This is a genomic window from Devosia sp. P2_G7 (genome assembly GCF_056403495.1).
Window position 1 is genome coordinate 134,178 of the sequence record NZ_JBFUFI010000004.1, and the last position, 17,499, is coordinate 151,676.

Sequence of the window (17,499 nt, forward strand, 5' to 3'; positions counted from 1 at the left end):
TTACCCGAACTGCTGCAGAACCGGGAAGGTTTCGAGGAACCAGTAGGAGATGCGGGTGAACTGGCCGGTGAGGAACAGCAGCCCCGTGATCACCAGGAACCCGCCCATCACCTTCTCGACGGTGCCCAGGTGCTTCTTGAAGCCCGAGAAGAACGTCAGGAACGGCCCGATGGCGATGCCGGCGAGCAGGAACGGCACGCCGAGCCCGAGCGAATAGAGCCCGAGCAGCGCGGCCCCATCGAGCGCCGTCTCCTTGGTCGAGGCCACCGCGAGGATCGCCGCCAGCACTGGCCCGATACATGGCGTCCAGCCGACCGCAAAGGCCAGCCCGAGCAGGAACCCACCCACAGGTCCGCTGGCGACGCCCGGCCCATTGTGCCGCAGCTGCCGGTCGAGGAAACCGATGCGGAACACGCCGAGGAAATGCAGGCCCATCGCGATGATGAACAGCCCGGCAATCGGCGTGATGATCGGCAGCGCCTGTCGGAACGCCTGCCCGAATGCGGTGGCCGTGGCGCCGAAGAGGGTGAAGACGATCGAGAAGCCCGCGATGAAGAACAGCGAGGTGAACACGCTCTTCTGCCAGATCACCCCTGCGGTGGCGCCATCGTCGCGCAACTGGTCGAAGCTCGCGCCGCTCATATAGGTGAGGTAGGGCGGCACCAGCGGCAGCACGCACGGGCTGAGGAAACTCAGCACCCCTGCCCCGAACACCAGCCAGAACGAAAACCCGTCCATCATGCCTCCGACAAATCGCGCGAAGTCATAGCCGGTTCGGGGCCGAAGGCAATGCGGCGGGCCGCCGCTCGCTCCGTTGTGAAGCATGGGCCGCAGGTTGGGTCCCTGCTTTCGCAGGGATGACATCGAGGTTGGGGCGGGGTAAGCAGCCACTGAACCATTTAATGGCCAGGCTGTTCATGACCCGCCCGATCCGCATCGCGCCTTCCATCCTCTCGGCCGACTTCACCCGGCTCGGCGACGAGATTCGCGCCATCGACGCGGGCGGCGCCGACTACATCCATGTCGACGTGATGGATGGCCACTTCGTCCCCAACATCACCATCGGCCCGATGATCGTCTCGGCCATCCGCCCGCTCACCAAAAAGATCATCGACGTCCACCTGATGATCGCCCCGGCCGATCCGTATCTGAGCGCCTTCGCCAAGGCCGGCGCCGACTCGATCACCGTCCACGTCGAAGCCGGCCCGCACCTTCACCGCTCGCTGCAGGCGATCCGTGCCGAGGGCAAGCGTGCCGGCGTCGCCATCAACCCGGCGACCCCAGTTTCGGCCATCGAGCACGTCATCGGCGATGTCGATCTGGTGCTGATAATGAGCGTCAATCCAGGCTTCGGCGGGCAGAAGTTCATAGCCGAAAGCTATACCAAGCTGCGCCAGGCCCGGACTTTGATCGGCAATCGGCCCATCGATCTGCAGGTCGATGGCGGCGTGTCCGCGGACAACGCCAAGGCCCTCGCCGACGCCGGCGCCGACCTCTATGTCGCTGGCACCTCAGTGTTTTCCGGCAACGATCCCGCCACCTACGCCTCCCGCATCGCGGCCATCCGCAACGCCGCCACCAAGATCAACGCGTAATCGATCCGTTACGCGAACAAAGAGCCATAAGCCCATGATTCCGCGCTATTCCCGCCCCGAAATGGTCGCCATCTGGTCACCCGAGACCCGCTTCAAGATCTGGTTCGAGATCGAAGCGCACGCGACCACCAAACTGGCCGAACTCGGCGTCGTCCCCAAGGAAGCGGCCGAGACGATCTGGGCCAAGGGCGGCGAGGCGACCTTCGATGTCGACCGCATCGACGAGATCGAGCGGACCACCAAGCACGACGTCATCGCGTTCCTTACCCACGTCTCGGAGATCGTTGGCCCCGAGGCGCGCTTCCTGCACCAGGGCATGACCTCGTCCGACGTGCTCGACACTTGCCTTGCCATACAGTTGTCACGGGCTTCCGACATCCTGCTGCACGACATCGAGCGGCTGCTGGCGGCCATCAAGCGTCGCGCCAAGGAGCACAAGTACTCGATCACCATCGGCCGCAGCCACGGCATCCACGCCGAGCCGACCACCTTCGGCATCAAGCTGGCGCAGGCCTATGCCGAGTTCGACCGCAACCGTGCCCGACTGCTGAACGCCAAGGCGGAGATCGCCACTGCCGCCATCTCCGGCGCCATCGGCACCTTCGCCAATATCGACCCGCACGTCGAAGCCTATGTGGCCGAGCAGATGGGCCTCACCGTCGAGCCGATCTCCACGCAGGTGATCCCGCGCGACCGCCACGCGATGTTCTTCGCGACGCTGGGCGTCATCGCCTCGTCGATCGAGCGGCTCGCCACCGAGATCCGTCACCTGCAGCGCACCGAAGTGCTGGAAGCCGAGGAGTTCTTCTCTCCCGGCCAGAAGGGCTCGTCGGCCATGCCGCACAAGCGCAACCCGGTGCTGAGCGAAAACCTCACCGGCCTCGCCCGGCTGGTGCGGGGCATGGTCACCCCTGCCCTCGAGAACGTGGCGCTCTGGCACGAGCGCGACATCTCGCACTCCTCGGTCGAGCGGATGATCGGCCCCGACGCCACGGTGACGCTGGATTTTGCCCTCAACCGCCTGACCGGGCTGATCGAGAACCTCCTCGTCTACCCCGACAACATGAAGCGCAACCTCGACCTGCTGGGCGGGCTGCACAACTCGCAGCGCGTGCTGCTGGCGCTGACCCAGGCCGGCATGAGCCGCGAGGACTCCTATGCCGCCGTGCAGCGCAACGCCATGCAGGTCTGGCAAGCCCGTGGCGATCGTGCCGGGCTGTTCGCCCAGTTGCTGAAGGCCGACCCGGAGGTCTCCACGAAACTGAGCGCCTCGGACATCGACGCCATGTTCGACGATTTCTACCATCTGAAGCATGTCGACGCGCTGTTCGAGCGCGTCTTCGGGCCGGAGGTGTGATGGCCGTCGTCTACGCACGCGAAGCCGCCCTGCCGATCGACGACTATATCGATGTCGTCGGCAACAGCGCGCTCGGACCCAGCCGGCCCATCAAGGATCGCGAGCGGATCGCCGCGATGATCGCCGGGGCCGACTTGGTGGTCAGCGCCCGGCTCGACGGCCGCTGCGTCGGCATCGCGCGCTGCCTGACCGATTTCGCCTGGGTCGCCTATTGTGGCGACCTGGCGGTGCACAAGGATTGCCAGGGCCGCGGCATCGGCCAGGGCCTGCTCCGGGCCTGCAAGCAGATCCTCGGCGACGGCGTGGGCATGGCCTTGCTGTCGGTGCCGGATGCAACCGGCTTTTACGACAAGAACGGCCCGGCGGTGGACCTCCACCGCTACAGCTACGCCTATTTCATGAACCGGACGCGTGGCGCATGAGAATCGCAGACGCAGACATCCTGATCCTGCCCGGCCTCGGCAATTCCGGCGCCGGCCATTGGCAGCGCCGCTGGGCCGAGCGCTTCTCGACCGGGCAGATCGTCGAACAGGACGAATGGGACGACCCCGATATCCGCGACTGGACCGCGGCCATCGTCGAGGCCGTCGAGGCGGCAGAACGTCCGGTCGTCCTAATCGCCCATTCCCTCGCGGTCTCGGCCCTGGTGCACGCCGCCCCGCGCTTTCCGGCCGGCAAGGTGAAGGGCGCGTTCCTCGTCTCGCCGCCGGATCACGAAGGCCCGGCGTTCCCGCGCGAGGGCCGCAGCTTCGACAACGTCCCGACCGACCCGTTGCCCTTCCCGTCGCTGCTGGTCGTCTCGACCAACGACACCTACGTGACGCCCAATCGCGCCGCCGACATGGCCACCGCCTGGGGTTCGGAACTGCATTTTGCCGGCGAAGCCGGCCACATCAACCTCGCCTCCGGCCACGGGCCGTGGCCCGAGGGCCTCTTGATGTTCACCCGGCTGATGCAGCGGATCTGACGGCTACATCGCCGAGAACTGCACCACGACCTTGCCGGTCTCGTCGCTGAGGAAGAGCTTCTTCTGCTCGGCGTCGATCCTGAACGTGCGCGTGGCGCCCAGCGCGGCGTGGAACTTCATCTCCTGGTCCATTGCCGCCTCTTCGCAGGCCATCATGGTCGAACCCAGGTCGCCGAATTTGATGGTGTCGCCCTCGATCGCCGCACTGCCGGTGAACCGGTTGCAGCCGCCGGATCCGGAAACGGCTCCGTCCTCGGCAATCTCGAGCGTCGTCTGCAGGTCGTCGATAACGCCGGCGCCGTCTATGCTTTCGGCAAGCCACGCCCCGGCCAATGGAGGGCGTTGCCCGTTGCGGTGGTGCCGTCCGCGAGCGCCGTGCCCGCCCCGGAAACGAGCATTACGCCGGCAATCAGCGCCAGGGCGCTGCGCCGTCCGATGAGCAGTTTGCGTGCCATCATCGATCTCCGTCCACTGAGAGGCGCAGACGGTGACGCCTCGCGCCCATCAGGCGCAAAGGCAAATCCGGATGATGGTTTCGGTTGGCTTACCGCGAGGGCATCAGCCCTCGTTGAGAACCTGCTCGCGCGCCACGGTGACCAGCTCGGCCATCTTCTGGCGAATCATGTCGTCCGACACCGAGGCGCCCTTGGCCTTCAGGTCGCCCGAAATCTTGCGGAACACGTCCTCGTCGCCGGCTTCCTCGAAGTCGGAGGCAACCACCTCGGCAGCGTACTGCTTGGCGTGCTCTTCGCTGAGGCCCATGTGCTCGGCGGCCCACAGCCCGAGCAGCCTGTTGCGGCGCGCCTCAGCCTTGAAGCGCAGCTCCGAGTCGTGCGCGAATTTCGCTTCCTGGCCCTTTTCGCGATCGCTGAATCCCGACATCTACGCTCTCCGCATTTCTGCCCGGCAGTCGGGCGCCCTCGATTGGCTTGGACATAAGCTGGACGGCTGCCCAAATCAACGGGTGCCGGTCGCGGCATTTGGTCAATCTCATCAACGATCGTGCGGCCATTTAGATGCTCGCGGAGCCATGGCTCCCGGCCGATAGTGGCTCCGGCGGGCCATCGTATCGGCAGCGCCGGGCACCCCCGCAGCCGGTGAAAGAGCTTGCATTAGGCTGGCATTTCGGCGCATGAACGCCGCAATTCCCCACATTGTCCGAGAGGCAGGGCTCATATGAACCGTCGCCGCAAAATTTATGACGGCAAGGCCAAGACGCTCTACGAGGGCCCGGAGCCCGGGACGCTGATCCAGTACTTCAAGGACGACGCCACCGCCGGCAACGGCGCCAAGCACGAGATCATCGACGGCAAGGGCGTCCTCAACAACCGCATCTCCGAATACATCTTTTCGAAGCTGAACGGCCTCGGCATTCCGACCCACTTCATCCGCCGGCTCAACATGCGCGAGCAGCTGATCAAGGAAGTCGAGATCATCCCGCTCGAAGTGGTGGTGCGGAACGTCGCCGCCGGCTCTCTGACCAAGCGCCTCGGCCTCGAGCCCGGCACGCAGCTCCCCCGCTCGATCATCGAGTTCTACTACAAGGACGACGCGCTCAACGACCCGATGGTCAGCGAAGAGCACATCACCGCGTTCGGCTGGGCGACGCCGCAGGAACTCGACGACATCATGGCGCTCGCCATCCGCGTCAACGACTTCCTCACGGGCCTGTTCATGGGCGTCGGCATCCAGCTCGTCGACTTCAAGATCGAGTGCGGCCGCCTCTATGACGGCGACCTGATGCGCATTGTCCTCGCCGACGAGATCAGCCCCGACAATTGCCGTCTGTGGGACATCAAGACCCGCAACAAGCTCGACAAGGACCGCTTCCGCGAGAACCTCGGCGGGCTCGTCGATGCCTACCGTGAAGTGGCCCAGCGCCTCGGTATTCTTGTGGAAACCGACAACGCGTTGACCACCGGCCCGCGACTCGTGCAATAGCGCCGCACAGCGTGCTCAGAAGAAGCGGTGACGCTTTCCGGCTAGAGCGCGCGACCACTAAAACGGCGAGGCCATGAGCCTCGCCTCTTTCGGGAATTTTCGATGAAAGCCCGCGTCACCGTCACGCTCAAATCCGGCGTCCTCGACCCCCAGGGTCAGGCCATCCAGGGTTCGCTGAAAAGCCTCGGCTTCGCCGGGGTTGGTGCCGTTCGGCAGGGAAAAGTGTTCGACCTCGAGCTGGGTGAATCCGATTTGTCACAGGCCGAGGCTAATGTCCGGGCGATGTGCGACAAGCTCTTGGCGAACACCGTCATCGAAAACTACACGATAGAAATCACGCCTTAAGATTCACCGCGTATGGTTCTGCCGCTCGCGTAACCCTGAGCCAGTACCAGTAAAGACCATCCCGATGCTCAAGACATTTTCCCTGTCGATCGCCTTCTTCCTCGCGCTCGGGCTGCTGTTCGCAGCATACGCGTCGGTCCCCGTCTGAGGCGCTAGCCTCCGCACCTCGCTGCCATCGTTCGCGGGCTTAGCCACCGGCCATCGCGCCGTTCGGGCGTGCATTGTCGCAGCATCCGGCAACGGTGACCGAACCTCGACTTTCGTCGTGTGATGCGAACGCCACAGCGCGGTCGTCGCCACTATTCCGCCGCCGCTCACTCACCGAATAGTCGCACGGCTGCATCACACAGCCGAATTAACCGTGCCGGTTCAGACTCCATTCAGCCGTTGAGGCGCATTGGAGCCATGCACGGACCGAGACTATTCCGGCCCCGCGAACCGACCTAAGACCCGCTGCAACCCGAGCGCGCGACGCGCTGCCGACCGATATTGAAGATGATCAAGACCTTTTCCATTTCCGCCCTGTTTTTCATGACCGTCGGCGTCCTGCTCGCCACCCACACCGCGCTGCCGTTCTAAGACGCGCAGTTGGCGCGGCGACCCGCCGCGCCTCGGCTTCGGCCACTCCAATTCGATAAATCCTTATCCATTAAGCACGTGGCTTAAGCCTAAGTGCAGCCTTTTCGCCCTAGATGCGATCCGAGGCGCTAGAACGCGCTGACGTGCCTAGGAGCCTCACGATGTCTACCGCCGCCAACCGCCTCGATTGGGTCGATGCTGCCAAGGGCCTCTCCATCATCCTCGTGGTGATGATGCATTCGGCCTACGGCGTCGGCGAGGACCTCAACGGCACCGGCATCCTCCACTACATCATCGGCTGGGCGACGCCCTTCCGCATGCCCGAGTTTTTCCTGATCTCCGGCCTGTTCCTCGGCGCCGTGATCGCGCGGCCGTGGGCCGCCTATGCCGACCGCCGCATCGTCCACTATCTCTACTTCTACGCGCTCTGGGCCGTGCTGCAGATCGTCTTCAAGGTTGGACTCGGCACCGGTGATTTCGCCAGCGTCGGCAGCCAGATTCTCTGGGCCATTGTCGAGCCCTACGGCGTGCTGTGGTTCATCTACATGCTGGCGGTGTACTCGCTGGTCACCAAGCTGCTCTTCACCTTCAAGGTCCCGCACTGGGTGGCGCTTGTCGCCGCCGCGGCGCTGCAGATCTTCCCGGTCAGCACCGGCATCGGCCTCGTCGACCACTTCGCCGCCTACTACGTCTATTTCTACGCTGGCTATGCCTTCGCGCCGCTGATGTTCAGCATCGTCGCCTCGGCGCAGGCCAACGTGCTCTGGGCCGCGCTGACGCTCGTCGCCTATGTCCTCATCGAGGGCTACCTGGTATTCGCCGGTGGCTCCGAGCTCCACCCGCGCGGCATCACCATGGGCTACGCCGCCCTGCCCCTCGTCCATCTCGCGCTGGGCTTTATCGGCTCGCTCGCCATCTGCCTCACCGCGGCGCTGCTGATCAAGCTGCCGCGGATGGGCTGGCTGCGCTGGCTCGGCGAGCACTCGATCGTCGTCTATCTGAGCTTCTCGATCCCCATGGCCGCGAGCCGCACCCTGCTGCTGAAGACCGGCCTAATCACCGATGTCAGCACCGTCAGCGTCATCGTCATGACCATCGCGCTGCTCTCGCCGCTGGTGCTCTACTGGATCATCGCGAAGACCGGCTGGGGCAAGTTCCTGTTCGAGCGTCCGGCCTGGGCACATATCCCAGGCACGCCCGGCAGCCGCAGCTATGCGAAGCCGGCTTCCATACAGCCGGCCGAGTAAGCCACAAGCGTTGGGGCTGTACCGCGGTTCCGCCCTTGCTTTTGCCACCAAGACTCATCAAAGGATCGGCATCCCGCATCAGGAGCTGCCGATGAAAGCCGCTGTCGTCGTGTTTCCCGGTCTCAACCGTGACCGCGACATGATCGCTGCCCTCACCAAGATCGGCGGCGAGGCACCGGCCGTGGTCTGGCACAAGGATGCCGAGATCCCCAAGGTGGACCTGATCGTCATCCCCGGCGGCTTCTCCTACGGCGATTACCTGCGCGTCGGGGCAATCGCCGCGCGCTCCCCGGCCATGGACACCATCCGCGAGCGGGCGTCACAGGGCGTCAAGGTGATGGGTGTCTGCAACGGCTTCCAGATCCTGAGTGAAGCTGGCCTTGTTCCAGGCGTGCTGATGCGCAACGCCTCGCTGAAGTTCGTCTGCCGCGAGGTCAAGCTGTCGGTCGAGAACGCCTCGACGGCGTTCACCCGCGGCTACACTCAGGGCCAGGTCATCCGCTGCCCGGTCGCCCACCATGACGGCAACTATTTCGCCGATGCCGAGACGATTGCTGCAGTCGAGGGCAACGGCCAGGTCGCTTTCCGCTACGCCGAGGGCACCAACCCGAATGGCTCGATCAACAACATCGCCGGCGTGTTCAACGCCAACAAGAACGTGCTCGGCCTGATGCCGCATCCTGAGAACCTGATCGAGAGCGCCCATGGCGGCACCGACGGGCGAAACCTGTTCTCCGCGCTGCTCGAGGCGGCATAAGCACTAGCGCTCAGGTCACCTGTCCTGCCTTGATTGCAGGTCTCTGCGGTGCGACCATCCTAGGAATTGCGGCGTAGCACTAGCCCGGGAGGGGGCGATGGCTTCGTACGCACACACAGCGCAGCGGGATACGGCAGCGACTTTTCTTCTAGCGATGAATCTCGTGATGGGCGGCCTGGCCGCCCTTTTCCTTGTCGCCGTCACGCCGGCTTGGGCCCAGGGTCCCTATTACGAGCTCGTCGAGATCGTTCCGGACCCCAACAACGACCCGACCTGGACCGTTGCCGATGGACACATCACGCTCAAGTCGGCCAGCGGCAACTACAGCGCCGACTACAGCTGGTCGCCGCCACCACGCACCAGCGACAGCGCCGGTTTCGACGTGAACATGAACATCGAGGGCAAGGCCAACCCGTCGCGCATCTACGCGGGTATCGGCATCAGCAGCCCCAGCGGCGGCTTCACCTTCGACAAGGATCCGGCGAGCGCCGACATCTCGGTACCCGATGCCGCGCCGGGCGGCTCCGAGAGCCGCTCGAACTCCATCTCCGTACACGTCGCGCCGTCCCCTTCGTACGGCGACGGCTCGATCATCGAGCTTAGAGTCGGCGCGTTCTATGCCTACGGCGTCACCTATCGATACCGCGTCTCGGCAACGCCGGTGATCGACGACCAGCAGCCGCAGGAAGGGCCGCTGATGGTGACAGTCGATTGCCCGACCGAGATCGTCATCGGGCAGTTGCCCAGCCTCAACTGCCACCTGCTGATCAGCGGCTATCGGCGCAACACCGCCGATCCGGTTGAGGTGCTGGTGCCCGACATGCTCGACCAGTTCGGCAACCACGCCAACGGCATCCAGGTGGTCGATCTCGATGGCGCCGAGGACGTGTTCAACTGGGAAGCCACCCACAGCTGGGGCTTCTTCGTCTTCGCCTGCACCGGGCCGAACATCGGCGCCAACTGCTACGACAACATGGCCACGCCCGGCCCCGCCACCATCCGCGTCACCGTGCAGCAGAAGGGGTTGCGACCGGTCAACCTGCTGCTCAACTTCAACGTCGTCGGCAAGGGTGGCCAGCTTGGTGGCCTGGGGCAGCAAGTCCTGATCGGCAGCCGCTGGATCGCCAGCACGTTCCTCAACAACGAAACCGGCCAGCCGGCCAGCACCACTATCCTTCTCGATTGGCTGAGCGCCCGCTGGACGCTCGATCCGGTCGAGGGCGGCTATGTCCGCATCCACAGCGTGTACAGGCCCGACCAATACCTGCACGTCGAGAATGGCTACCTCGAAGTCGGGCCGATCCAGCCTGAATGGCAGTCGGCCATGTGGCAGATGGAACCGAGCGGCGGCGGCTACTACGTGCGCTTCCGCAACGTGTGGCAGGCCGACACCTACCTGAACGTGGAAACCGGCGAACTGGCCAACACGCCGATCGGACAGGATTGGCTGAGCGCCGACTGGTGGCTGCTGCAGTAGCGCAAAAAACAGCGAGCGCGCTTGGCGGCAGCACCGGGCGCGCTCTATGGTCTCAGCTGTTTTGAAATACTGCCCCGAGTCATAATGTTGCGAACTTTGCTCGCCCTGGCCGGCCTTTCAGTCGGCGTCCTCGGTCTCGGCATCGATGGCTGGGAGATCTTCCCGTCGGTGATGGTGGAGTCGGCGACCAATCCGGTCGCCCGCAGCCTGCCCGACGCCTTCATCTACTTCTGGACCTACTTCACGCACCTGACCAACCTGTGGCTGGTGCTGACCTATGTCTCGGTGCTCACCGGCTGGACTTGGCTGGGGTGGTTCCGCCGGCCGATCATCATGGCCTCCGCCGCGGCCTTCATCATCCTGGTGATGCTCTACTATCACTTCATGCTGGCGCCGACGCTGAACATGCAGGGCGCGCTGGCGGTGGCGACCTGGCTGCTGCACTACGTTGCGCCTATCCTCTATCTCATCTGGTGGGCGCTGTTCGCGCCGCATGGAGTGCTGCGCTTCAAGCATGTCGGGCTGATGCTGCTGCCCGGCATCGGCTACGTAGCCTGGGTGCTGCTGCGCGGGGCGGTGGTCGCCGAGTATCCCTACGACATCCTCGATGCCGGCAAGTTCGGCTACCCGACGGTCGCCATCGGCGTCGGCGTCCTGCTGATCGCCGTCACGATCTTCTCCGTGATACTGGTGTCTGCAGATAGATGGCTGGCGCACCGCAGCGCCGTGGGGAGAACGGCTTGAACCAGAAGCGCATGGCCACCCTGCTTGGCCTTGTTGTCGGGGCGGCGGCGCTGCTGCTGCAATTCTACCTGTCGATGGGGCTGCGCCTCGGCAAGGGCGACAGCATCCTCGGCGCGCTGTGGTTCTTCTTCACCTTCTTCACCATCCTCACCAACGGCATGCTGGTGCTGATCTATCTCTCTGAAGTGAGCGCGGCCCGCTGGCTCGGCTGGTGGCGCTCGCCGGTGACGCGAGCCATGATGGCCGGCATCATGGCGATGGTGACGGTGTTCTACCACGTGATGCTGGCCGGCCTCTGGCAGCCAACCGGTTTGCAGCTCTTCGCCGATATCGTCCTGCACTATGTTGCGCCGCTGTTCTTCATCGCCTGGTGGCTGCTGTTCCAGCCACATGGCGACCTCGACTGGCGCGATATCCCGGCGATGACGGTGTTCCCGCTGCTCTATCTGGCCTGGGCAATGGTCCGCGGCGCCGTTGTCGGCGAGTACCCCTACCCCATCCTCGAGGCCAACACGCTTGGTTATGGCCAGGTGGCGATCAACGTCATCGTCATGCTCGTGGCCTTCCTCGCGCTGTTCGCCGTCGCGGTCGGCATCGACAAATTGCTCGGCCGGCGCTCTGTCCGGCCGGTTTGACTTGTTTGTGACACTCTTGCGAACGTAGGCTTGCCTTGCGGCGACGGGTGTAGCGGGAGCGCAGATGAGTTTTCAGTGGTCCCGGGGCGACCGCTCGATGGGTGACGGCTTCCTGCGGATAGCGCGCGAGCAGATCGGCAAAGCCATTGCCGGCGCGGAGAATTCGTCCGAGTCGCCGGAACGCCGAGTGCACGAGGCGCGGCGGCGCTGCAAGAAACTGCGCGCCCTGTTCCGGCTGGTGCGCCCCGATTTCAGCGCCTACGACACCGAGAACGCCTTCGTCCGCGATGCATCGCGCGGCCTCGCCGCATCGCGCGACCTGCGCGTAACGCGGGCCACCTTCGCTGAGTTGATGGCCTGGGCCGGCAGGCCGATCGACGCGGCTGATGACGGCCAGAACGCAGCGACCGAGGGCGAAACCGGCGCGTTGCAGAGCTTCGCCGGCCAGATGCGCGAACTCGAGCAACGCAGCGCCGCCTGGCGGCTCGACCGGATCGACCTCGATACCCTGGCCACCGGCCTCAAGCACACCTACCGCAGCGGGCGGCAGACCGGTCGCACCGCCGAGCGGCAGCGCACCGACGAGGCCTTCCACGAGTGGCGCAAGTTCGCCAAATGTCACTGGAACCAGCTGGGCCTGCTCGAGAGCTGTGCCGAGGACATCCTGCCCTCCGCCCACAAATGCGCCGGCGAGCTGGCAGAGCAGTTGGGCACCCACCACGACCTCGCCGTGCTGAGCCAATTGTTGAAGACGACGCCCGATGACCTCGGGCCCGACATCGATGCCGCATTCGCGCTAGCAGCCGTCGATCGCCGTCAGGCCGAAATCGAAGAGAACATCCGAAAGCTCGGGATGCAGGTCTTTGCCGAAAAGCCCAGGGCGCTGAAGGCCCGCTTTTCCGCCTATCTCTACGGCTGGATGACCCGCGAGGCGGCCGAGTAGATGGGCATCGAGATCGAGCGCAAGTTCCTCGTCGCAGCCGACGGCTGGAAGGACCTCGTCAAGGTGACGCAGGAACTGCGGCAGGGCTACCTGACCACAGGTGGCGGTGGCGTCACCGTGCGGGTGCGCTCGATCGACGATCGGGTCGGCTACATCACGATCAAGAGCGGCGGCTCGGCGCTAGCCCGTGCCGAGTTCGAGTACGAAATCCCGATCGCCGATGCGCGGCAGCTGCTGGCGCTCAGCCGCGGCGCGCAGATCGAAAAGACCCGCCACAACCTCGACCTCCCCGACGGCGACTGGGTCGTCGACGAGTTCCACGGCCGCCACGAGGGCCTGGTGATGGCAGAAGTCGAGCTCGACAGTCCCACCGCCACCCTCCAACTGCCCGACTGGCTCGGCGACGAGGTCACCGGCGACCCGCAATACTACAATTCCAGCCTCGCCATGCTGGTGGGCGGGGAAATCTGACCCATTTCCTGTGTCCCCCGCGAGTCGTATCCGCTATAGCGAGCGCTAGCGGATCAGGGCCGGAATCGGATGACCTTCAACAACCACATCGCCATTACGCCAGAGCTTGTTGCCGATCATGGGCTTAAGCTGGACGAGTACCAGAAGATCCTGCAACTGATCGGCCGCGCGCCGACCTACACCGAGCTCGGCATCTTCTCGGCGATGTGGAACGAGCACTGCTCGTACAAGAGCTCCAAGAAGTGGCTGCGCACCCTGCCGACATCAGGCCAGCTGGTGATCCAGGGCCCTGGCGAGAATGCCGGCGTCGTCGATATCGGTGATGGCCAGGCCATCGTCTTCAAGATGGAATCGCACAACCACCCCAGCTACATCGAGCCCTACCAGGGCGCGGCGACCGGCGTGGGTGGCATCCTCCGCGACGTTTTCACCATGGGCGCCCGCCCGGTGGCAGCGATGAACGCGCTGCGCTTCGGTGACCCCAAGCACGAAAAGACCAAGCACCTCGTCTCCGGCGTCGTCGCCGGCGTCGGCGGCTACGGCAACTCCTTCGGCGTCCCCACCGTGGGCGGCGAAGTCGAGTTCGACGAGCGCTACAACGGCAACATCCTGGTCAACGCCTTCGCGGCCGGCCTCGCCGACACCGACAAGATCTTCTACTCGAAAGCCGAAGGCGTCGGTCTGCCCGTGGTCTATCTCGGAGCCAAGACCGGCCGCGACGGCGTCGGCGGCGCCACGATGGCCTCGGCCGAGTTCGGCGACGACATCGAGGAGAAGCGCCCGACCGTGCAGGTCGGCGACCCCTTCACCGAGAAGCGCCTGCTCGAGGCCTGCCTCGAGCTGATGGCCACCGGCGCGGTGATCGCCATCCAGGACATGGGTGCCGCCGGCCTCACCTGCTCGGCCGTCGAGATGGGCGCCAAAGGCGACCTCGGCGTCGAGCTCAACCTCGACATGGTGCCGGTCCGCGAAGACGCGATGACCCCCTACGAGATGATGCTGAGTGAAAGCCAGGAGCGCATGCTCATGGTGCTGCATCCCGAGAAGGAAGCCGAGGCCCGCGCCGTCTTCGAGAAGTGGGAACTGGATTTCGCCACCGTCGGCCACACCACCGACGACCTGCGCTTCCGCGTCATGTGGAAGGGCGAGGAAGTCGCCAACCTGCCGATCAAGCAGCTCGGCGACGAAGCTCCGGAATACGATCGCCCATGGACCGCCCCGGTGGTGCCCAAGGCGCTCGCGGCCGACGACATCCCGCAGATGGATATCGCCGATGCGCTGCTGAAGCTGCTGGGTTCGCCCGCGCTCTCCTCACGCCGTTGGGTCTACGAGCAGTACGACACGCTGATCCAGGGCAACTCGTTGCAGCGCCCGGGCGGCGATGCCGGCGTCATCCGCGTCGATGGCCACCCCACCAAGGCGCTCGCCTTTACCTCCGACGTCACTCCGCGCTATTGCGAGGCCGACGCCTATGAAGGCGGGAAGCAAGCCGTCGCCGAGTGCTGGCGTAACCTCACGGCTACCGGTGCCGATCCGCTGGCCGCCACCGACAACCTCAATTTCGGCAATCCCGAGCGCCCGGAAATCATGGGCCAACTGGTCCATGCGGTGAAGGGCATCGGCGATGCCTGCCGCGCGCTGGGCTTCCCGATCGTTTCGGGGAACGTGTCGCTCTACAACGAGACCAACGGCCGCGGCATCCTGCCGACCCCGACCATCGGCGGCGTCGGCCTGATCCCCGATTGGTCGAAAATGGCCCGCGCCGCCTTCGCCGCCGAGGGCGAAGCGATCCTTCTGTTCGGCGCCCCCGACTGGTGGGGCACCCATCTCGGCCAGTCGATCTACCTGCGCGAGCTGTTCAACCGCAAGGACGGCACCCCGCCGCCGGTCGATCTCGACCACGAAAAGAAGGTCGGCGACCTTGTCCGCATCCTGATCCGCGACGGCATCGCCACCGCGGTGCACGACCTCTCGGATGGTGGCCTCGCCATCGGCCTCGCCGAAATGGCGCTGGCCTCGGGCATCGGCGCGACGGTCAACCAGCTGGATGGCGGCGACCCGCTGCCGCTGTTCTTCGGCGAAGACCAGGGCCGCTACCTGGTCACCATGAGCCGCGCCAACCTCGATAAGTTCTACGCTGAGGTCTACCCCTACGCCGGCGTCTTCGCCCCCTGGATCGGCAACACCGGCGGCACGTCGCTGACGCTGGGCGAAGCCCGCCCGGTTGCCATCGCCGAGATGCGGGCGGCGCACGAGGGTTGGTTCCCGGAGTTCATGGCGGGCGAGATCGCCGAGGTCTGACGCGCTCGGAAGTCCCACACCCACCGGGATAGACGCGATGCCATTTCCGTGAGCCGGTGTAACAATCCAGCCCGCGAATACGTATATATGGCGCATCCCAAATAACGGAGACCAAGCATGACGACCAACACTGAGCGGGCGGTACTGGCTGGCGGGTGCTTCTGGGGCGTGCAGGAGCTGCTGCGCCACAAGGACGGGGTTATCTCCACCCGCGTCGGCTATTCCGGCGGCGACGTCGAGAACGCGACCTATCGCAACCACGGCACCCACGCCGAGGCGGTCGAGATCATCTTCGACCCCTCGCGCTACAGCTATCGCGACCTGCTCGAGTTCTTCTTCCAGATCCACGATCCCTCGACCAGGAACCGTCAGGGCAACGACATCGGCTCGAGCTACCGCTCGGCGATCTACTACACCAATGACGAGCAGAAGCGCGTCGCCGAGGACACCATCAAGGACGTCGACGCCTCCGGCATCTGGCCCGGCAAGGTGGTGACCGAGATCCAGCCAGTGGGCCCGTTCTGGGAGGCCGAGCGGGAGCATCAGGATTACCTGCAGCGCATCCCGAACGGCTACACCTGCCACTTCCCGCGGCCCAACTGGAAGCTGCCCAAGCGCCAGACTGCAGCCGCCTGACGATCTGACGGGCGCCGGGAAAACCGGCGTCCGCTTCCGTTGAAGCGCCCCTTCGCGCATGCCATATCTCTGTCAGTGACTCTATCGACCGGGAGACCCGAAATGGGCATGGCCGCCAGCGAAATCGAAAAACGCATCCTCAAGGCGCTCCCCGACGCCACGGTCGAAATCCGCGACCTCGCCGGCGACGGCGACCACTACGCCGCAACCGTCACCTCCGAAGCTTTCCGCGGCAAAACCCGGGTGCAGCAGCACCAGATGGTGAATGCCGCATTTGGCGCGGACATGGGGACGGTATTGCACTCGCTGGCGCTGCAGACGAAGGCGCCGGACTAATCTTCCTTAACCTCCCCCGCCCGGCGGGGAGGATCAGAGATCAAGCCATGACCCGCACCGTCCTGTTCGACGTCGATGGCGTGCTCGTGCACGGCTACCACGGCCGGCCAGAAAAGCACGTGCGCTGGAACGAGAACCTGCTCGCCGACCTCGGCGTCGATCCCGACCGCTTCAACCGCGAGTTCATCTACGACATCTTCGTCAAGCGGGTGCTCGTCGGGCAAATCTCGCTGCTCGAGGCGCTGGATCGCACGCTGCCGAGCCTGGGCTATCGCGGACCCAGCATGGCCTTCGCCGGCTACTGGCTGAGCCATGACAGCAACGTCAACCAGCCGCTGCTCGACGTCGTGGCGCGGCTGAAGGCGGCCGGCACGCCGCTCTATCTCGCCACCAACCAGGAGCATATGCGGGCCCAGTGGCTGTGGCAGCAGCTCAGGTTCGGCGAGCTGTTCGAGGACATGTTCCATTCGGCGAGGATCGGCCACGCCAAGCCGAACAAGCCCTACTTCGACTGGGTGTCGAACCGCCTCGGCCCGCAATCCGAACCGCCGCTGTTCTTCGACGACCGCGAGGACATCGTGAAAGCCGCCCGCGCGCATGGCTGGGAAGCCGTGCAGTATGCCGAGCTCGAGGACGTCACCCGGCACCCATGGATCGCGGAGCAGTTGAAATGACCGACTACAAGCTGATCCCCCGCCCGCCCACCGTCTCCGAGCATCGTGACCTTCGCCGCCTCTCCGGCCTCAGCGAGAAGACCGAGGAAGCGTCGGTTCGCGGCCTCAGGGGAACGCTGTTTGCCGTCGTGATCGAGCACGAAGGGCAGGCCATCGGCATGGGGCGCGTCATCGGCGACGGCGGCACGGCGTACCAGATCGTCGACATCGCCGTCCTTCCTGCGCACCAGAAGCTGGGCCTGGGCAAGCGCATCGTCGCCGCCCTGGTCGATTGGCTCCACGCCAATGCCCCGAAATCCGCCTATGTGAGCCTTATCGCCGATGGCCCGGCCAAGGATCTCTACGCGCAGTACGGCTTCGAACCCACCGCGCCAGCGTCCATCGGCATGGCTCTGCGGATCAAGTGAGCGTGACCGCCAACGGTTTCCATCGTCGAATGACGATGCCATACCTCGACAGCGCCGCATTGCAGGACTATCTAACAGTCAACGGAG

At 64.9% G+C, this 17,499-nt stretch carries 22 protein-coding genes; 18 read left to right on the plus strand and 4 right to left on the minus strand.

Features of this window, described 5'->3' with window-relative positions; genetic code table 11:
• On the minus strand, positions 1-738 hold the full coding sequence (locus tag AC1DWU_RS08560) for a cytochrome c biogenesis CcdA family protein (RefSeq protein ID WP_477149549.1): 738 nt from the start codon (positions 736-738) through the stop codon (positions 1-3).
• Between the two features lie 164 nt (positions 739-902).
• Here AC1DWU_RS08560 and rpe point away from each other — a divergent pair, with 164 nt between their 5' ends.
• Genes rpe through AC1DWU_RS08580 form a run of 4 tightly spaced genes read left to right on the plus strand, consistent with a single transcriptional unit; the run spans position 903 to position 3,919 of the window.
• Positions 903-1,595, plus strand: coding sequence for a ribulose-phosphate 3-epimerase (gene rpe, locus AC1DWU_RS08565; RefSeq protein ID WP_477149550.1), 693 nt, complete (start codon positions 903-905; stop codon positions 1,593-1,595).
• A 34-nt stretch (positions 1,596-1,629) separates the two neighbouring features.
• Positions 1,630-2,952: an adenylosuccinate lyase gene (gene purB / locus AC1DWU_RS08570; protein WP_477149551.1), complete on the plus strand. Its 1,323-nt coding sequence runs from the start codon at positions 1,630-1,632 to the stop codon at positions 2,950-2,952.
• Entirely contained in the window at positions 2,952-3,374 is a 423-nt protein-coding gene (locus AC1DWU_RS08575) for a GNAT family N-acetyltransferase (protein ID WP_477149552.1), read from the plus strand. Before purB ends, AC1DWU_RS08575 begins: the two co-directional genes overlap by 1 nt.
• Entirely contained in the window at positions 3,371-3,919 is a 549-nt protein-coding gene (locus tag AC1DWU_RS08580; RefSeq protein ID WP_477149553.1) for an RBBP9/YdeN family alpha/beta hydrolase, read from the plus strand. Before AC1DWU_RS08575 ends, AC1DWU_RS08580 begins: the two co-directional genes overlap by 4 nt.
• A 3-nt stretch (positions 3,920-3,922) precedes the next feature.
• On the opposite strand, the gene AC1DWU_RS08585 is transcribed toward AC1DWU_RS08580, so the two are convergent.
• The 3 genes from AC1DWU_RS08585 to AC1DWU_RS08595 all read right to left on the minus strand — a co-directional run bounded on the left by AC1DWU_RS08585 (position 3,923) and on the right by AC1DWU_RS08595 (position 4,801).
• Entirely contained in the window at positions 3,923-4,252 is a 330-nt protein-coding gene (locus AC1DWU_RS08585) for an META domain-containing protein (RefSeq protein WP_477149554.1), read from the minus strand.
• Positions 4,222-4,377, minus strand: a complete 156-nt coding sequence (locus tag AC1DWU_RS08590; protein WP_477149555.1) for a hypothetical protein — start codon at positions 4,375-4,377, stop codon at positions 4,222-4,224. The genes AC1DWU_RS08585 and AC1DWU_RS08590 overlap by 31 nt, the downstream gene beginning before the upstream one ends.
• Positions 4,378-4,477: 100 nt before the next feature.
• Entirely contained in the window at positions 4,478-4,801 is a 324-nt protein-coding gene (locus AC1DWU_RS08595) for a DUF1476 domain-containing protein (RefSeq protein WP_477149556.1), read from the minus strand.
• 294 nt (positions 4,802-5,095) lie between these two features.
• Between AC1DWU_RS08595 and purC the strand changes: the two genes are divergently transcribed.
• The 14 genes from purC (at position 5,096) to AC1DWU_RS08665 (ending at position 17,412) form a co-directional block, all read left to right on the plus strand.
• On the plus strand, positions 5,096-5,860 hold the full coding sequence (gene purC / locus AC1DWU_RS08600) for a phosphoribosylaminoimidazolesuccinocarboxamide synthase (RefSeq protein WP_423067628.1): 765 nt from the start codon (positions 5,096-5,098) through the stop codon (positions 5,858-5,860).
• Positions 5,861-5,962: 102 nt separating this feature from the next.
• Entirely contained in the window at positions 5,963-6,205 is a 243-nt protein-coding gene (gene purS, locus AC1DWU_RS08605; protein ID WP_477149557.1) for a phosphoribosylformylglycinamidine synthase subunit PurS, read from the plus strand.
• A gap of 740 nt (positions 6,206-6,945) precedes the next feature.
• Entirely contained in the window at positions 6,946-8,031 is a 1,086-nt protein-coding gene (locus AC1DWU_RS08610) for an acyltransferase family protein (RefSeq protein WP_477149558.1), read from the plus strand.
• Between the two features lie 91 nt (positions 8,032-8,122).
• The gene (gene purQ, locus AC1DWU_RS08615) at positions 8,123-8,788 is read left to right on the plus strand and encodes a phosphoribosylformylglycinamidine synthase subunit PurQ (RefSeq protein ID WP_477149559.1); all 666 of its coding nucleotides are present in this window, start codon (positions 8,123-8,125) and stop codon (positions 8,786-8,788) included.
• A 97-nt stretch (positions 8,789-8,885) separates the two neighbouring features.
• A complete protein-coding gene (locus AC1DWU_RS08620) occupies positions 8,886-10,265 on the plus strand; it encodes an RICIN domain-containing protein (RefSeq protein ID WP_477149560.1) in 1,380 nt (459 codons plus the stop codon).
• An 84-nt stretch (positions 10,266-10,349) separates the two neighbouring features.
• Entirely contained in the window at positions 10,350-11,009 is a 660-nt protein-coding gene (locus AC1DWU_RS08625; protein WP_477149561.1) for a Pr6Pr family membrane protein, read from the plus strand.
• Positions 11,006-11,644, plus strand: coding sequence for a Pr6Pr family membrane protein (locus tag AC1DWU_RS08630; RefSeq protein WP_477149562.1), 639 nt, complete (start codon positions 11,006-11,008; stop codon positions 11,642-11,644). The genes AC1DWU_RS08625 and AC1DWU_RS08630 overlap by 4 nt, the downstream gene beginning before the upstream one ends.
• A gap of 64 nt (positions 11,645-11,708) precedes the next feature.
• Positions 11,709-12,587 (plus strand): CHAD domain-containing protein, encoded by an 879-nt coding sequence (locus tag AC1DWU_RS08635; protein ID WP_477149563.1) that lies wholly within the window; start codon positions 11,709-11,711, stop codon positions 12,585-12,587.
• Positions 12,588-13,058 carry a CYTH domain-containing protein gene (locus tag AC1DWU_RS08640; protein ID WP_477149564.1) on the plus strand — a complete coding sequence of 157 codons (471 nt, stop codon included), beginning with the start codon at positions 12,588-12,590 and terminating at the stop codon, positions 13,056-13,058. It abuts the gene before it with no gap.
• Positions 13,059-13,127: 69 nt separating this feature from the next.
• On the plus strand, positions 13,128-15,359 hold the full coding sequence (gene purL, locus AC1DWU_RS08645) for a phosphoribosylformylglycinamidine synthase subunit PurL (RefSeq protein WP_477149565.1): 2,232 nt from the start codon (positions 13,128-13,130) through the stop codon (positions 15,357-15,359).
• A gap of 117 nt (positions 15,360-15,476) precedes the next feature.
• Positions 15,477-15,995, plus strand: coding sequence for a peptide-methionine (S)-S-oxide reductase MsrA (gene msrA / locus AC1DWU_RS08650; RefSeq protein WP_477149566.1), 519 nt, complete (start codon positions 15,477-15,479; stop codon positions 15,993-15,995).
• Between the two features lie 102 nt (positions 15,996-16,097).
• Positions 16,098-16,331 (plus strand): BolA/IbaG family iron-sulfur metabolism protein, encoded by a 234-nt coding sequence (locus AC1DWU_RS08655; RefSeq protein WP_477149567.1) that lies wholly within the window; start codon positions 16,098-16,100, stop codon positions 16,329-16,331.
• A gap of 47 nt (positions 16,332-16,378) precedes the next feature.
• Positions 16,379-17,005, plus strand: coding sequence for an HAD family hydrolase (locus AC1DWU_RS08660; RefSeq protein ID WP_477149568.1), 627 nt, complete (start codon positions 16,379-16,381; stop codon positions 17,003-17,005).
• Positions 17,002-17,412, plus strand: a complete 411-nt coding sequence (locus AC1DWU_RS08665; RefSeq protein WP_477149569.1) for a GNAT family N-acetyltransferase — start codon at positions 17,002-17,004, stop codon at positions 17,410-17,412. The genes AC1DWU_RS08660 and AC1DWU_RS08665 overlap by 4 nt, the downstream gene beginning before the upstream one ends.
• Positions 17,413-17,499 lie beyond the last annotated feature (87 nt).

Bases quoted from the DNA above. Each gene is read 5' to 3' on its own strand.
- AC1DWU_RS08640 (WP_477149564.1), top strand. From the start codon at position 12,588: ATGGGCATCGAGATCGAGCGCAAGTTCCTCGTCGCAGCCGACGGCTGG.
- purB (WP_477149551.1), top strand. From the start codon at position 1,630: ATGATTCCGCGCTATTCCCGCCCCGAAATGGTCGCCATCTGGTCACCC.
- purL (WP_477149565.1), top strand. From the start codon at position 13,128: ATGACCTTCAACAACCACATCGCCATTACGCCAGAGCTTGTTGCCGAT.
- purC (WP_423067628.1), top strand. From the start codon at position 5,096: ATGAACCGTCGCCGCAAAATTTATGACGGCAAGGCCAAGACGCTCTAC.
- purS (WP_477149557.1), top strand. From the start codon at position 5,963: ATGAAAGCCCGCGTCACCGTCACGCTCAAATCCGGCGTCCTCGACCCC.
- AC1DWU_RS08660 (WP_477149568.1), top strand. From the start codon at position 16,379: ATGACCCGCACCGTCCTGTTCGACGTCGATGGCGTGCTCGTGCACGGC.
- AC1DWU_RS08590 (WP_477149555.1), bottom strand. From the start codon at position 4,377: ATGATGGCACGCAAACTGCTCATCGGACGGCGCAGCGCCCTGGCGCTG.
- AC1DWU_RS08665 (WP_477149569.1), top strand. From the start codon at position 17,002: ATGACCGACTACAAGCTGATCCCCCGCCCGCCCACCGTCTCCGAGCAT.
- msrA (WP_477149566.1), top strand. From the start codon at position 15,477: ATGACGACCAACACTGAGCGGGCGGTACTGGCTGGCGGGTGCTTCTGG.
- AC1DWU_RS08620 (WP_477149560.1), top strand. From the start codon at position 8,886: ATGGCTTCGTACGCACACACAGCGCAGCGGGATACGGCAGCGACTTTT.
- AC1DWU_RS08560 (WP_477149549.1), bottom strand. From the start codon at position 738: ATGGACGGGTTTTCGTTCTGGCTGGTGTTCGGGGCAGGGGTGCTGAGT.
- AC1DWU_RS08575 (WP_477149552.1), top strand. From the start codon at position 2,952: ATGGCCGTCGTCTACGCACGCGAAGCCGCCCTGCCGATCGACGACTAT.
- AC1DWU_RS08580 (WP_477149553.1), top strand. From the start codon at position 3,371: ATGAGAATCGCAGACGCAGACATCCTGATCCTGCCCGGCCTCGGCAAT.
- AC1DWU_RS08655 (WP_477149567.1), top strand. From the start codon at position 16,098: ATGGGCATGGCCGCCAGCGAAATCGAAAAACGCATCCTCAAGGCGCTC.
- AC1DWU_RS08635 (WP_477149563.1), top strand. From the start codon at position 11,709: ATGAGTTTTCAGTGGTCCCGGGGCGACCGCTCGATGGGTGACGGCTTC.
- AC1DWU_RS08595 (WP_477149556.1), bottom strand. From the start codon at position 4,801: ATGTCGGGATTCAGCGATCGCGAAAAGGGCCAGGAAGCGAAATTCGCG.
- rpe (WP_477149550.1), top strand. From the start codon at position 903: ATGGCCAGGCTGTTCATGACCCGCCCGATCCGCATCGCGCCTTCCATC.
- purQ (WP_477149559.1), top strand. From the start codon at position 8,123: ATGAAAGCCGCTGTCGTCGTGTTTCCCGGTCTCAACCGTGACCGCGAC.
- AC1DWU_RS08625 (WP_477149561.1), top strand. From the start codon at position 10,350: ATGTTGCGAACTTTGCTCGCCCTGGCCGGCCTTTCAGTCGGCGTCCTC.
- AC1DWU_RS08610 (WP_477149558.1), top strand. From the start codon at position 6,946: ATGTCTACCGCCGCCAACCGCCTCGATTGGGTCGATGCTGCCAAGGGC.